The 13,879-nt window shown below is 47.3% G+C and carries 13 protein-coding genes; 7 read left to right on the top strand and 6 right to left on the bottom strand.

The window, feature by feature from the left end; genetic code table 11:
• Nucleotides 1-5 precede the first annotated feature (5 nt).
• Nucleotides 6-1,424 carry a cysteine--tRNA ligase gene (gene cysS, locus K6J72_RS02980; protein WP_221281083.1) on the top strand — a complete coding sequence of 473 codons (1,419 nt, stop codon included), beginning with the start codon at nt 6-8 and terminating at the stop codon, nt 1,422-1,424.
• Here the strand turns inward: cysS and K6J72_RS02975 are convergent.
• Entirely contained in the window at nt 1,417-2,331 is a 915-nt protein-coding gene (locus tag K6J72_RS02975) for a hypothetical protein (protein WP_221280512.1), read from the bottom strand. The genes cysS and K6J72_RS02975 overlap by 8 nt on opposite strands.
• 61 nt (nt 2,332-2,392) lie before the next feature.
• Between K6J72_RS02975 and K6J72_RS02970 the strand changes: the two genes are divergently transcribed.
• From K6J72_RS02970 to dnaN, 5 genes are read left to right on the top strand one after another with little or no spacing between them, the layout of a single operon-like run.
• A complete protein-coding gene (locus tag K6J72_RS02970; protein WP_221280510.1) occupies nt 2,393-3,637 on the top strand; it encodes an outer membrane family protein in 1,245 nt (414 codons plus the stop codon).
• Nucleotides 3,637-4,323, top strand: a complete 687-nt coding sequence (locus K6J72_RS02965) for an ABC transporter ATP-binding protein (protein ID WP_221280508.1) — start codon at nt 3,637-3,639, stop codon at nt 4,321-4,323. Before K6J72_RS02970 ends, K6J72_RS02965 begins: the two co-directional genes overlap by 1 nt.
• Entirely contained in the window at nt 4,316-5,071 is a 756-nt protein-coding gene (locus K6J72_RS02960) for a hypothetical protein (RefSeq protein WP_260320654.1), read from the top strand. The genes K6J72_RS02965 and K6J72_RS02960 overlap by 8 nt, the downstream gene beginning before the upstream one ends.
• 16 nt (nt 5,072-5,087) lie before the next feature.
• On the top strand, nt 5,088-5,384 hold the full coding sequence (locus tag K6J72_RS02955; RefSeq protein WP_221280505.1) for a hypothetical protein: 297 nt from the start codon (nt 5,088-5,090) through the stop codon (nt 5,382-5,384).
• 46 nt (nt 5,385-5,430) lie between these two features.
• Complete coding sequence (gene dnaN, locus K6J72_RS02950) at nt 5,431-6,513, top strand: DNA polymerase III subunit beta (RefSeq protein ID WP_221280502.1); 1,083 nt, start codon at nt 5,431-5,433, stop codon at nt 6,511-6,513.
• Here the strand turns inward: dnaN and K6J72_RS08295 are convergent.
• Genes K6J72_RS08295 through der form a run of 5 tightly spaced genes read right to left on the bottom strand, consistent with a single transcriptional unit; the run spans nt 6,510 to nt 12,331 of the window.
• A complete protein-coding gene (locus K6J72_RS08295) occupies nt 6,510-7,325 on the bottom strand; it encodes a putative RqcH family protein (RefSeq protein WP_260320653.1) in 816 nt (271 codons plus the stop codon). The genes dnaN and K6J72_RS08295 overlap by 4 nt on opposite strands.
• 23 nt (nt 7,326-7,348) lie before the next feature.
• The gene (locus K6J72_RS08290) at nt 7,349-7,834 is read right to left on the bottom strand and encodes an NFACT family protein (protein WP_260320652.1); all 486 of its coding nucleotides are present in this window, start codon (nt 7,832-7,834) and stop codon (nt 7,349-7,351) included.
• Nucleotides 7,831-9,300, bottom strand: coding sequence for a DNA repair protein RecN (locus K6J72_RS02940; RefSeq protein ID WP_221280487.1), 1,470 nt, complete (start codon nt 9,298-9,300; stop codon nt 7,831-7,833). The genes K6J72_RS08290 and K6J72_RS02940 overlap by 4 nt, the downstream gene beginning before the upstream one ends.
• Nucleotides 9,297-11,042, bottom strand: coding sequence for an ATP-binding protein (locus tag K6J72_RS02935; protein WP_221280485.1), 1,746 nt, complete (start codon nt 11,040-11,042; stop codon nt 9,297-9,299). The genes K6J72_RS02940 and K6J72_RS02935 overlap by 4 nt, the downstream gene beginning before the upstream one ends.
• Nucleotides 11,039-12,331: a ribosome biogenesis GTPase Der gene (gene der, locus K6J72_RS02930; protein ID WP_260320692.1), complete on the bottom strand. Its 1,293-nt coding sequence runs from the start codon at nt 12,329-12,331 to the stop codon at nt 11,039-11,041. Before der ends, K6J72_RS02935 begins: the two co-directional genes overlap by 4 nt.
• 235 nt (nt 12,332-12,566) lie before the next feature.
• On the opposite strand from der, the gene K6J72_RS02925 reads away from it, so the two are divergent.
• A complete protein-coding gene (locus tag K6J72_RS02925; RefSeq protein WP_221280483.1) occupies nt 12,567-13,283 on the top strand; it encodes a cell surface protein in 717 nt (238 codons plus the stop codon).
• The last annotated feature ends 596 nt before the right edge of the window (nt 13,284-13,879 follow it).

Raw genomic sequence — 13,879 nt, 5'->3', positions numbered from 1 at the left:
TTATGATTTATTTATTTGACAGCCACCGCAAACAAAAATGCCCCTTTAAGCCCCTAAAAGCCCCCGATGTGCTGATTTATGTTTGTGGCCCCACGGTCTATGACTACTCGCATTTAGGACATGCTAGAAGTGCGATCACTTTTGATTTACTCAGTAGAATGCTGACTTTGAGCGGGTATCGGGTGCATTTGGTGAAAAACTTCACCGACATTGACGACAAAATCATCGCCAAGGCCTTGCAAAAGAACACGGACATACACACGCTCACGGAGTATTTTATCAAGGGCTATTTGCAAGACATGCAGGCTTTGGGCGTGCAAAGACCTAAGCTAGAGCCAAGGGCTAGCGTGCATTTGGGGGGGATTGTGCAGTTGGTGCAGGATTTAATGCAAAAGGGCTTTGCCTACCAAACCCCTAATGGCGATGTTTATTTAGACACGAGCCTAGATCAGGCCTATGGCTCTTTGAGCGGACATTCTTTAGAGCTAGAGAGCTTGAGTCGCATTGAAGACAACCCTGAGAAAAAGCACCCCCAAGACTTCGCCCTATGGAAGGCGTATAAGGGGGAGGGGGATTTGGGCTATGCGAGTGTTTTAGGCAAGGGACGCCCCGGCTGGCACATTGAATGTTCGGCGATGGTAAGAGAGAGCGGGGCTTACACAGACACCCCCTATCAAATTGACATACACGGGGGGGGGACAGATTTATTTTTCCCACATCATGAAAACGAGGCGAGCCAAACCCGTTGTGCTTTTAACCAAGAGTTGGCGCAATTTTGGGTGCACAACGGCTTTGTCAACATTTCAGGCGAAAAGATGAGCAAGAGTTTAGGCAATAGCTTTTACATCAAGGACGCTTTAAAGGTTTATGACGGCGAAGTTTTGCGCAATTATTTGCTCGGCGTGCATTACAGCGCGATTTTAAACTTTAGCTCCGATGATTTGGCCAGCCAAAAGAAACGCCTAGACAAGCTTTACCGCTTAAAAAAACGGGCGTTGGAGTTAGCCCCCGCTCCCAGCACAGCCAACCCCACCTTCGCCCACGCCATGTTAGAGAGCATGCAAGATGATTTAAATATTTCTAAAGCGTTAAGCGTGCTTGAAGAGCATGTACACTTAAGCAATGAGAAGCTAGACAACACAACTAATAAAGTGGATAAAAAGCACGGGGCTGGCGAGATTTTGGCAGATTTGCTCTTTGTGGAAAGTTTGCTAGGGCTAGGGGGCAAAGACCCAAAGGTGTATTTTCAGCTAGGCGTAGACACCGCGCTCAAAGAATACATCAACACCCAAATCGCCCTGCGTCAAGAAGCCAAAAAGGCAAAGGATTTTGCAAGGGCGGATGCGATCAGGCAAGCTTTAAGCGGGCATGGCATTGCTTTAATGGACACGCCAAATGGCACCATTTGGGAGAAAATCATTTAAGCCTTAAACGCTCTAGGAATTTGGGCGTGAGGGTGCTTAGGGACAGGGGGTAGGTGTTGTGCGGGTCGTTGGTGCTTTGGTTGTAAAAGACCTGTCCGCCTTGAGCGTAGCGTTTTAGCTCCAAATCTCCCCCGCAACGCTTAAAGTTTAAAGTGATTTCAGAGGTGTTTGCAGGCTTTAGGTGCAACTCCACATAGGGGGCGTGTGCGCTAAAGTCTACAACCCCTGCCCCTTGTATGCAAAAACGCCCTCTTGTGCGCTGAAATTTTTGTATGTCTATGCATTGTTCTTTGGGGCTGTAAGAAGTGCTTAGCGTGTAATCGCCCATTTGTGTGGTTTGGATTGGTGGGGTAAAAGCAACGCTTTTGCTAGGCGTTTGGGCGGTTGTGGGTGTATTGGGCGTGTTAGGCGTACTCAATTTGGCCAAAAGAGTGCCGCTAATCGCCCCCATGGCGTAGGTGGGGGTTGTGCTGTGGTAAGTCTTAGGGGCGTTGAGGGGGGCTAGGCTGGTTAAATAAAAAGTGCCTTTGTTTAGGGCAAAGGTGAGGGTGTAGCCCGTTTCTTTAGGGGCTGTTGTGGGCGTGGCTGGGGTGCTCTGCACCAACTCTAGGCGCAAATGCCCCTGCTCTTTGGATAAGTGCAAGACATTAAACCCGCGCACACAAAAGCCCTTAAAGAGCTGTCCGTCAAAGAGCACCCCCACACAAGCTCCCTGGTTAGCGTGTATCTGCCCTAGCGCACCTATCAGCGTGTAGGGTGTAAACTCCAGCTTATTTGTGTGGAAGTGTTCTAGGTGTTCTTGGCTTGATGCGTTTAAGGACTCTTGGAGCCAAGTTTTTAGGGTTTGGGTGGGGGTGGCGTGTAAAGACAGGGCACAACAAACAAGTGTCGAGAAAAGACGGCGCATAGACTTCCTTTAAAAATCCCCATTATACAAAAAAACCCATTTACCCCCACTTTTAGGTATAATGAACCATTTTATGCTGGGATGGTGTATGCGGCGTTATCTTTTGGGTTTGTCTTTTTTAATGTCCCCCCTGTTGACGACAGAGATACGGCTCGACCCCTTCGGGTATTTAGGGATGATTTACAGCCAAGGGTTAGAGCACAAGGGGCATGGGTATGTGGGCTTTGATGCCCGTGTGGGGACAAACTTTGCTTTCAACAATGGTTGGGCGTTTGGGATCGGCGCAATAGGGGCATGGAATGTGTGGAGCAAAAACAAGAAGTTCGAACCCATTGTCAGCATAGGCAATGTTTTAGGCAGTGTAAAGAGCAACATGCTCCCGTATTTGAGCATGGGCGACATTTCGGACGCTTATGTCAAATACGACACCAAAAGGTTAAAATTTGCTCTGGGGCGTTTTGACACCAACTTTGTGGACTTTGACTGGATACAGGGCAATATTCAAGGTGCGAGCTTGTATATGCACCGCTACGATTGGACCTATTGGGGCATTTTCATGGACTCCATGCTCTACAATGGCTATCAAGGCAATGACCTACAAGGCCCGCGCATTGCCACCGGGATCAATGCCCTAGCGTCCTACGACCCCGTATCTAAGAAAAAATATGTGGGCGGAGAAGTTGTGGCATTTGGCACGGGCTACGAACATAAGGGCTTTAAAATTGAGCCCTTCTTTCTAGCAGATTCACATTTACCCATGACACACACGCCTTTGATCCAAGTGGGCTTTAAGTTCCAGTACTTTGCGCAACTGCCCAAGGGTTTCAAGTCTTATACCATTGTACACGGCATTTACCAACATGGCAACACGGACGCTGTTAGGGGCAATGATGAGGCGGGTTTGGTGATGGTGGATCAAACTTTCATGTATAAAATCTTAAACTTTGGCCTGGGGGCTTATGGTGTGCCAGCCCCGAATAAAAAGGGTTTCTTTTGGTCATTCAACGACAAGACAAAATTCTATGGACGGGGCATTAACGCGATGGGCGTGCCCGCCATTTACTTTGCCAACGCCACCGTTACGGGCTATATCTTTGGAGGGCTGAAGACGAATCGGGTGCGCATGGACGCGATGGTCGCCTTTGGGGATTATCAAGAGTATTCACTCATGACAAATTACAAGGTGTGGCAGTCCAAGCAAATGATCTTAGATGCGGGGTTGGGCTATGTTTACTCTTACTCGTCCAAAGTGAGAAACACCATAGGCAATTCGTCCTTTGTACTTTTTACAAAGTTTTCTTACTAATGCTAGTCGTTGAGAACTTGAGTAAACACTATGGCTCTAAGGTTGTGCTGCATGGCATAAATTTCAGCCTTGAAAGCGGGCAGATTGTAGGGCTTTTGGGGGCTAATGGGGCGGGCAAAAGCTCGTTGTTGAAGATTTTAGCTGGGCTTTTAAGAGAGCATGGGGGAGAGGTGCGCTTACACGGGCTGCCCATCGGACTAGAGAGCAAGAAAATCACCGCCTACTGCCCAGACCACCCCATTTATCCGCCTAGCCACACCGCCAACAATCTCTTGCATTTATGCGCCGACTTCTTCAGCGACTTTGACAAGGATAAGGCGCTCAAGCTGATAGAGAGTTTTAAACTCCCCCAAGACCTACCCCTTAAATCCCTCTCAAAGGGGCAAAAAGAACGCTTGCAACTCATTTTAACCTTGAGTCGCAGGGCGCAACTTTTTTTGTTCGATGAACCTTTTGGGGGGATCGACCCACTCGGGCGGCAAGAGATTTTAGACCTCATCATGCACGAAAGGGAGCAAGAGAGCGCAATTTTAATCGCCACACATTTGGTACACGACATACAGGAGTGCCTAGACAAGGCGTTGTTTTTGCAAAATGGGGGGTTAGTTGCCTTTGAAGACACCGCCACGCTTAAAAATAGACATGGCAGCGTGGAGCAGGCGTATAAGGATTTAATGCATGTTTAAAATCTTTAAGCACGACTTTTTAGAGAACTACGCCCCCATAGTGGGGACGCAAGTATTCTTGATCTTTTGCTGGGTGTTTTTGAGCCAAAAAGAAGGCAATGTCTTGGTTTTCTTGATAGCAAACTTCTTTTTATTCTTAGGCAGTGGGGTTTTGCTTGTGTTGATTTTTGCCGCCGCCATGCGCTCCACCCAACAAAAGCTCTTTGGGACTGAAGGCTACTTCACCTTTAGCCTGCCCTTAAGCATAGACGCGATTTTGTGGGCAAAGATTGCCATCAATTTGACATGGGTACTTTTAAGCATTTTAGGCTTTTTTGTGGCCCTGTTCCTCTCTTATTTATGCCACACCAAAGCCCCGTCCTTGAGCGACCTAAGTCCTGAGGGCTTGCCCTATGTTTTAAACGCTTTGGGGCTGTTCTTGCTCTTTTGTTTGCTCTTGTATTTAAAATTGCTCTTGGTGCTGGCCTTGTTGAACATTGGGCGGTTTAAACGCTTCCCCAAACTCACGGGGCTGGTGTTCTTTGTAGGAATCAGCTTTGGGCTGTCCTTGCCATCGCAAATCTTGCAACAAATCTTTTTAAGCCCCAAAAATGCGATTTTGCAAGACAGTTATTTAGCCTTTTACGCCAATTACTTTTTTTTAGACACGGGTACGAGTGCTCTTTTCTTAGGGCTGGAGTTTTTCAAGGCAGGGGTTTTATACGCCATCACCCGTTGGTTGTTGGTGCATAAACTTGCATTAGAATAAAAAAGAAAGGCAACATATGCAAAAACTTTACATTTGGCTCTTTTTAGGCTTATTTAGCACTTTAAATGCCCAAAGTGGATATTGCAGCTCAAATTGCGAGGGCACAGCTAGCGAACGGCTAGCCCCTATGGAGTTTCACTTTGACTTTGTGCGCTCCGTAGAGCATTTTTTAAAGCACCCTAAAGCCCGCCTACGCACGCTAAGGCATTGCCACGAAGCATTCACCTCAACCGCCAGAATCAACACCATCACAAACTCTTTTCGGGTGAATTGCGACCACGCTTTGCAAGCGCAGAAGTTAGCACAGCCCTAAAGTGATCTATGCTACAATAGCCCCCTTTCAGATAAAGGATATTTTGATGCAACTCACCATTGACAAGACCCGTTTAGAAAGGGCATTGCAACATTTAGTGGCGTTTACCGACCGCAAAGACCTCGCCAACATTGCCTCCCATGTCTGCCTAGAAGCCAAAAATGGGGGATTGCGTTTAGAAGCCAATGATTTAGAAATGGGACTTTGCTTACATCTAGAGGCAGACATTGTTCAAGAAGGGAGCGCGACTTTCAACGCCAAACACTTTTTAGACATCGCCTCAAAGCTAGAAAATGGGGATTTGTCTTTAGAAGCCGATGCCGACTTTGTGCATGTGCGCTTTAAACGCTCTAAATTCAAGCTCCCCTTGTTTGACCGCAACGACTTCCCGGCGTTTCCTAGCCACGACAACTTGCCCTTTTTGCACTTTAGCGACACCACTTTGGGCGAGCATTTTAAAAAATTAGTGCATGTGATCAAAACAAACGCCTCTAAATACGAATTTGGGGGGGTGTTGATGGTGCTCAAAGATCGCCTAGAGCTAGCCGCCACAGACACAAGGCGTTTGTCTTTGGTGCAAATGGATGCCGACAATATCCCCGAGCAAGCCCTGATGACTGAGTATATTTTGCCAAAGCGCGCGATGCTTGAAATCAGCAAACTTTTTGAAAACGACTTTGACATGTTTTATGAGCCCAAAGACCCGAGCATGCTTTTCTTTAAAAACGAGGAAATGTTGCTTTACTCTAAGCTCATTGGGGGTAAATACCCAAACTATGAGGCGATTTTCCCCAAACAATTCGCCCACACCTTTGATTTAGAAGCCCAAAACTTCAAAGAGGCGATCCAAATCACAAGCGCGCTCAGCCCTACGACCAAGATCATTTTCTACCCTGAGCGCATAGAGTTTGAATCCTTAGAAAACGAAAGTCCGAGTTTTGCCAGCACTTCCATAGAAGCCAAAACCCCCTTAGAAGGTTTTGAATTGCAAGTGCATGCCCGCCATTTGCTCGATGCGATCAACGCCCTCAACACCCCCACTTTTGAGCTGTCTTTAAACCAAAGCACCGACCCCTTTTTGGTTGAAAAGGACGGGTTTAAAACTCTGATCATGCCCTTTGTGTCCTAAAGGGCGATCACCAAACTAGAAAAGTGCGTGTAGGTAACGAAGGCTTTGTTGCCCCCTTTTTGGGCGAATTTGACATGCTTTTTTTGTGTGTAGTCGATCGCCACTTTTAGGGCTTGCTGGCTCTCGTTGGCGTAGGCGAGTTTGGCGAGCAAGTGGCACGCCTTTTGAAGTAGGCTAGCTGAGGGGCGGTTAGGGTGGGTGAAAAGCAACATATGCGCGCTGGGCTTGTCCTTGATATGCGCCCAAGTGTCGCCACTGCGCCCCGATTTTAACAAGGCGCGGTTTTCGTTTTCATTGCGTCCAATCCCCACACGCACCCCCTCAATCTCAAAGCTTTCCCACACGCTGGGTTTTTTATGTTTGCTCTGTTTGCTGGGTGTGAGCACTTTTAAATCCTCTAAATTGCTTTGGGGCAACAGAGCGATTTTGGCTTGCAAAAAGGCGATTTTGGACTCTAAATTCTCTTGTTGTAGGGCGATGTGCAAAGCCCTTTGCTGGCATTTCTTGGCTTCTTTAAAAAGTTTATTGGCCGCATCGCTGAGACTTCTGGCGTTTTTGGGGAGGGGGATTTGCTCGTTTTCTAAACACAGCACGCCTTGATACAAGCTTTTAGGCTCTAGCTCGTGCAAGTGGCACAAAATTAAAGATGCTTGGCGTTGCTTGGTGTGGCTCAAATTTTCTAACTCTTTGGGGCTAGACAAACCCTTTAAAATGGCTTGTAGGCTCTCTTGTTTCTTAAGCCACGCGGTTTTTAGGCTCGCCCTTTGGTTTTCTAGTTGCTTGTTTGTGGTGCTGGCGTGTAGCTCTTGCAAGGCTTGTAGCAGTGCGGGGGTGTCTAGGCTCTCTTGTGGGGAGCGTTTAAAGGGGGCTTTTCTAGGGGGCTAGCGGGGCGTTTTTGAGCGGGGCGGACACTTTGCTCTAAAGACACAAAACGCAAGGCTTCGAGCACTAAGCCTTGGCCATCTAGCAAAATGGCGTTGCTGTGCTTGCCCGTAAATTCTAAATGCAACACACTTTGGACTTTTTTATAGCTGGTGGCGCACTCGAGGACAATCTTTAAAATGCGGTCTTCGTTTTCCAAAAAGCAATCTAGGATTTTGGCATTGCTGGCATAGCGTTCTAAGGCAAGGTTAAAGGGGGTTTTAGACAGCTCTAAGGGCGTGGGGTCTAGGTAAATGTGGCTGGTGCCCTTTTGCATGCACGCTTTAAAGGGGTAGTTGGGGGTGTCTAGGCTTAGGGTTTGTTTGGCGTGGCGGATGGTGATTTTAGATTGCTCTTTTAGAAGTTTAACAAAGGCGTTTAAAAGGGCGTAAGAGATCAAGGCCTTGGCTTTAACTTCATTTTGGCATAAGCGATGGCTTCCTTGCCTAAGTTGGCATCCACCATACGGGCGATTTCTAAGGTCTGTTCTTCTTTGCTTAGGGGTTTGACGCAAGTTTCTTTGTGGTGGGGATAGACCAAAAAATGTTTGTCGGCTAGGGCGGGCAAGTGGGGGGCGTGCGAGATGGCGATGATTTGGTAATGCCAACTTAGCTCTTTTAAAATCTGGGCGACGCACGCGCTCTCTTGTCCGCTTAAATTCGTGTCTAGCTCATCAACAAAGATGGTTTGCCCCCCTTGTGCCCTTTTGCTTGCCTTTAGAGCCAGCAGGCTTAAACGCAAGCGGTTGTACTCACCCGCACTGATATTTGCACTCTTGGCACTGCCTAATTGTAACTCTAAGATCTCTAAGCCACTGGCACTTAAGGGCGTGGCTTGCAACTTTAACACGGGGGGCTTTAAAAGCAATCTTTGGGTGTAGCTTTGTAAATCCGCTTGCATTTGCGCTAAATGCGCCTGCCTTTGCTCTTTAATTTGCAGGGCTAAACGCAGACTCTCTTGCTCTAATTTGGTGCAATTTTGTTGGCTTGCTTGCAACAACTCCGCTTGCTGGCTGTAATCCTTGCAACTTGCCTGTAGTTGCTCTAATCTTTCTCTGGCTTGCGTTAAACTCCCGTATTTTTTCACCACACCCCCTAGACGGCTGATTTCATCGAGCAAGGCTTCAATGTCTAGAGCTTCTAACTCTTCTAGGGCACGCTCTTGGTCTAGTAAAAAATCTTGTGCTTCGTCTAGGGCTTGCTTTAAGGCTAGGGCTTTTTGCTCGGGCAGGGCTTTGGTGATTTTAGCGGCATGCTCTAGAGCCTCTAGGGCGGCTTTCACTTCAACGCCTTGTTTTTCTTGCATTTGGTGCGCTTTTTTACGCTCTAACAGCCTTTCATACGCCCCCTCGCTCAAATCCAAAGCCTGTAATTTAGACAGCTCAAAACGCGCCATTTCGGCTTGCAAGTCTAATTGCGTGCTCTGGGCTTGCAAGGTTTCTAATTTGGCTTTGGCTTGCTGGAAGCGTGCAAAGGCGGTTTTAAAACTCTCGAGCAACTCTAGGGGGGCATAGCTATCAAGCAGGCTTAAAAGAAAATGCGGTTGCAATTCTTGGGCTTGTTTATAGCTGGAGATGTGCAAGATGAGGGGGGCAAAACTCTCTTGCAAGCTCTTTTTTGTCATGGGCTTGCCGTTTAAAGTGTAAAGGCTCTTTTTGTCCTTTGTGGCGTGGATTTTGCCTAATTGCCACTTAGCTTTTACGCTTTTGGCTTGTAGGGGTCTAAGCCCCACGCTGGCTAAAATCGTCCCCACGAGCACGCTTTTACCGCTCCCACTCGCCCCACTGATCACATTCAAACGGGGGCTAAAGTCTAGCTTGGCCTTCGCAAAGACAAGCCCGCCTAATATCTCTAAACTCTCAATCACAGCCCCACTCCAAAGCCGATATTTTTGGCCGTGCCAAAGCTCCCTTGTTTCTCTTTAGCGATTTCGCTGGCAAAGTCCTCTAGCCTAAAAAGGGGGTCTTTGTAGGTGGCGACTTTATAGGCGGTGTTTTTCACCACCAAAGCGATTTGCCCCCCACTTAGGGCGTGCTTGGCAAGTTGTTTGGCAAGACTCTTAGCGTCCTCTGGGGGGGCGTAGGGGGCGTTTTTGGGTAAATACTTCTCCCATAATTGCACCCTTTGCTCGAAAGTGGGGAGTCTAAACTCTATCTTATGATTGAAACGGCGGGAGAAGGCGGCATCTAGGGTTTCTAATAAATTCGTGGTCGCAATCAACACGCCTTCAAACTTTTCAATTTGGTGCAAAAAGATATTTTGCATTTGGTTGTGCATTTTGTCCGCCCCACTGCTGGCGGTCGTGCGGGTGCTTAAGAATTGGTCGGCTTCGTCTAAAAATAAAATGGGGGGGTTCTTGCATTGTTTGGCGATTTTTTGGTAATCGTCAAAGATTTTACGCACATTTTTCTCCGACTCGCCCACATACATGGATAAAATCTTGGAGCAATCAAAGCCCAAGACTTCCTTTTTCAGGCTCTTGGCAAGGGCTAGCGCGCTCATGGTCTTGCCCGTGCCCGGTGGTCCATAAAAGATGATCTTGGCATCAATGTCCTTGTGGTTCTTTTTCTCAAGCCCCCAATCTCTTAGCCGTTGTTGCATTTTAGGGTCCATTTGTTTGAGCAAAATCTCTAGGGTTTCTTTGGTCTTTTGGCTTAAAACCACCGCCTCTAAGCCCTCTTTAGGCTCAAGAGCTTCAAAAATGTCGCTGTCTTTAAGGATATGCTTTAAAGTGGCGTTCGTGCGTGGGGGCGTGGGCGTGGTGATCGCCTCGAGCACCATGTCGTGTAAAAAGAATTGCCGCACTAGCCCGTTTTCAAAGGGGTCTAAAAGCTCTTCATAGTCCATAATCTTTTTTTTAATCAGGGGGCTTGCGGGGCTTAATAAAAAAGAACTCTCTTCAAGGTCGCCCCCATGGGCGCTTAGAAGTTGCAATAAATTTTGGTGCTGGCTTAGCGAGTCGTCCTCTTTGATAAAGTCTCGGCTGTTGTACGCGTCTTTCAGCAAAGCAAAGAAAAGCAAGGTCGCTTTGGGGCTTAAATGGTGCTTGTTTAAGAATTTTTGCACGGCTAGGGGGTTTTGCGTGGCTTTGGTGCGGGCGTGGATTTTATGCTCCAAAAGGCGCAAATCCTCTTGGAGTTTGGAGCGCCCCCTTAAGCCCACTTTTTGGATTTTTTGCAAAATCTCAATTTTTAAAAACCAATCGTTGAAGTAGTCTAAATGGTCGCTGTAGGGCGTGATCTCTAAAAAGGGGTGCTTGTTGTGCCCGTTTTCGGCAAGCTTAAAGAAGTTAGGGCTTAGGGCAATGGAGCTGTCAAACAACTCTAAAAGCAAAATCTCTTGCCGTCTGGCGCGCTTTTCTTGCACCACCCACTCCAAATCTAAGAGATTTTTAATGTGGTACAAATAGGGCAGGGCTTTGTCTTCTTTTGCCTTAAATAAAGTCTCGAGCAAGTCGGCGACTTCTATGTCGCATTGCCCCTTTAAATATTGCGTGGCCAAATGTTGCAAAATCCGCCCTTCTTTGGGGCTACACTTTAGGGCGTAAAAAATGCGGGCTTGGCAAATGTCTTTGGCTTGGATAAAGTCAGTGAAATAGCTGGTGTTCATGGGTTAATGGAGTCTTCTTTGCCCTTAGCGAGCAAGATAATGGGCGTGCCTAAAAAGCCAAATTTTGCCCGCAGGGTGTTGGTTAAGTAGCGTTTGTAGCTAAAATGCAAGGCTTTGGGGCGGTTCATCACCAAAGCGATTTGGGGCGGACAAGACGCAAATTGTGTGCTGTAGTAAATGCGTACAATCTTGCCGTGATCGCTGGGTAGGGGGTGTCTTTGGGTCGCTTCACCAATCACCTTATTTAGGGTGCTGGTGCTGATACGCATGGTGAAGTAGCGGTGCACTTCTAAAATTTTATCCTTGATTTGCAAAATGTGGCGTTTAGAAACGGCACTGGCCGTGATGATGGGGGCGTGTTGCAAGAATTTAAACTTGTGTTTGAAGGTCTGTAAAATGTTCTCAAAGCTGGCATGCCGTATGTCCCATTTATTCAACACCACCACGACACCTAGACGAAACTCATCAGCCAAAGACGCGATTTTTTCATCCAAATCCACAAAGGGTGTGCTCGCATCTAGGATCAAGAGCGCAATGTGGGCATTTTCTAGCACTTTACGGGTGCGATCGAGCGCAAACTTCTCTAACCCTTCGATCTTGCCCCTTTGGCGCAACCCGGCGGTATCCACAAAGCAAATTTCTTGCCCATTGTGCGCTATGGTTTCATCCACGGGGTCCACGGTCGTGCCCGCCACGCTAGACACAAGCGCGCGTTCCTTAGCCACCAAAGCGTTTAAAATGGAGCTTTTGCCGACATTAACACGCCCGATGATGCCCACTTGGATTCTCTCAGGGGTTTCTTGCACTTGGGGGGCTTGGAGGGGCTTGAGCTTGAAATGCCTTAAAATGGCTTGTGTGAGTTTGTCTAATCCCCGATTGTGGCTAGCCGACACAAAGAACATGTCTTGCACGCCCAAACTAGCAAACTCATAGGCACTCAAAGCTTCTGTGTCGTTGTCCACCTTGTTGATCAACAAAAAGCAGGGGCAATTTTGCTTTTGGACACCCAAAATGTGCTGTTTGTCGGCATCTTGGGGGGGGACTTTGCCATCCACGACATACAACACCAAATCACAGCTTTGCACTGCCTCCATGTTCAAAGACGCGATTTTGTCCCCAAAAATGTGGGCGGGGTCAAAGCCCCCCGTGTCCCACAGCTCAACGCCATGCCCGGCGAGCAAAAAGGTTTGTTTTTTAATGTCCCTAGTGGTTCCGGCAATGTTGGAGGTGATCGCACTGCGGCTTTTTAAAAAACAATTAAACAAAGAGCTTTTGCCGACATTAGGCATGCCTAAAATGGCAATCTTAAGCACCACGCCCCCCTTGCTCTTGTTACAAGTGTCAACAGATTTGTAAACCTTTCATCGCTTCTAGCCCGCCTTTTTACAATCCAAATTATGATAAAATGGATATTCGTTTGCTTTGGGGTTAAAAACCCACCAGATGGGGCGATATTAGTAGCATTTGACTTAAAGAACGCTTGTATCCCTGGTGTAGGGGTTTAGCGCTGTAAAAAGGGTTTTTATGGAGCGGATTTGGGCGCAAAGGGGGGGCTTGTTTTTAGCGTGTTGCTTGGGGGCGTTTGTGGGGTGCGGGCAACCCCCAAATGGCGGTGCCCCCATCAACTACAACTTCAACTACAAAGAAGACATCACAAACACGGTCAACCACAACCACTTACAAACTTCAAGGGCAAGCGCACCCACCCAAACCCAAACCAAAACCACGCAAATTGTCAAATTAAAGACAAGCGGATCTAAAAAAGTGGTGTTCTCGCAAGAAAACTACTACCCCTTGAGTGGGCGGGAAGTCGGCATTGAAGAATCGCATGGCAAGCTGTATTTAGACATTTTTTCCTATAAACTCCAAAAGTTCATGCAAGGCGAGGTCTTTTTGACCAAAAGACAAACCCAAACCTTTAGACTCAACAACTCCTCCACCCAAATCACCAACATTGAAGGGCGCATCAAGACCTACGAGTACACCCAAACTAAGCAAAAAGACCACAACATTAACGCCCCTTATCAACGCTACGCTTTGCAACAAAAAACCCCCTCCCGCTTTGAAATCGCCATCGATAAAATCCCCTACGAGTTCGATACACAGGGCTGTAGGATTGTGATTAGAAAGCAACTCATCGACACCTTTGCCAACAGCAAGGAAGTGATGATTAACTTAGACTTCAAAAGAGAATTACGCAACAAGGCAGGCTTTGATTTGTTCTTAGAGTGCCCTTGGTGATCCTCACTTAAACCTTGCGCCCCCCACACTAAGGCTAACTTTAGTCCGCAGCGCGCTCAAGCTCGAGTCGTTCTTACAGACCGATCAAAGCCCATCGACCTTATAAAATTCTACAAGGCTGGGATTTTTACTTCTTGCTTTAACCATGTCCGCTCTCATCAAAAGCCCCGCTTTTGCTCCTTGGTTTTGGGGAGACAAGCAAAATTTGTAGCTTTAAGCGTTAATGTGGCAGGAATCTAGCCCACTAAGAGCAACATCTATTTTTGCAAAATTTAAAGCTTTTGTGGCAAAAACAAACCTATAAAAACCTGTATGTATAGTTTTTATAGATTTTGTCTTGTTGTTGCTAGCTCTTGTTGTAGTGGTTCAATAACCCTACTCCTTGCCATAAGCGATCAAGAAAGCTAAGGGCTTGAAGAGCGCAAGGATTGATGGGGTTGGTGGAGTTTGTTGACATACTCTCGCACAACTAAAATTAGGGGACTCTCACTTTAGCACAGATCGTGGCTTCAGGCGGGATAAACTCCGTTTGGAGTCTTATGTTCCCTACTTCCAAAGGTTGATGCCCCAACCCCAAGGGGTCAACCCCTTGATTG

Origin of the sequence: Helicobacter sp. NHP19-003, assembly GCF_019703305.1 — a bacterium.
Classification (GTDB): domain Bacteria; phylum Campylobacterota; class Campylobacteria; order Campylobacterales; family Helicobacteraceae; genus Helicobacter; species Helicobacter gastrocanis.
Note: the sequence above shows the minus strand (reverse complement) of the source record. Positions and strands in the feature narration are given on the sequence as shown.

Coding starts and splice junctions, on each gene's coding strand:
- K6J72_RS02970 (WP_221280510.1), top strand. CDS start 2,393: ATGAACCATTTTATGCTGGGATGGTGTATGCGGCGTTATCTTTTGGGT.
- K6J72_RS02965 (WP_221280508.1), top strand. CDS start 3,637: ATGCTAGTCGTTGAGAACTTGAGTAAACACTATGGCTCTAAGGTTGTG.
- K6J72_RS02935 (WP_221280485.1), bottom strand. CDS start 11,042: ATGAACACCAGCTATTTCACTGACTTTATCCAAGCCAAAGACATTTGC.
- K6J72_RS02925 (WP_221280483.1), top strand. CDS start 12,567: ATGGAGCGGATTTGGGCGCAAAGGGGGGGCTTGTTTTTAGCGTGTTGC.
- der (WP_260320692.1), bottom strand. CDS start 12,331: ATGCCTAATGTCGGCAAAAGCTCTTTGTTTAATTGTTTTTTAAAAAGC.
- K6J72_RS02955 (WP_221280505.1), top strand. CDS start 5,088: ATGCAAAAACTTTACATTTGGCTCTTTTTAGGCTTATTTAGCACTTTA.
- K6J72_RS02975 (WP_221280512.1), bottom strand. CDS start 2,331: ATGCGCCGTCTTTTCTCGACACTTGTTTGTTGTGCCCTGTCTTTACAC.
- K6J72_RS02960 (WP_260320654.1), top strand. CDS start 4,316: ATGTTTAAAATCTTTAAGCACGACTTTTTAGAGAACTACGCCCCCATA.
- dnaN (WP_221280502.1), top strand. CDS start 5,431: ATGCAACTCACCATTGACAAGACCCGTTTAGAAAGGGCATTGCAACAT.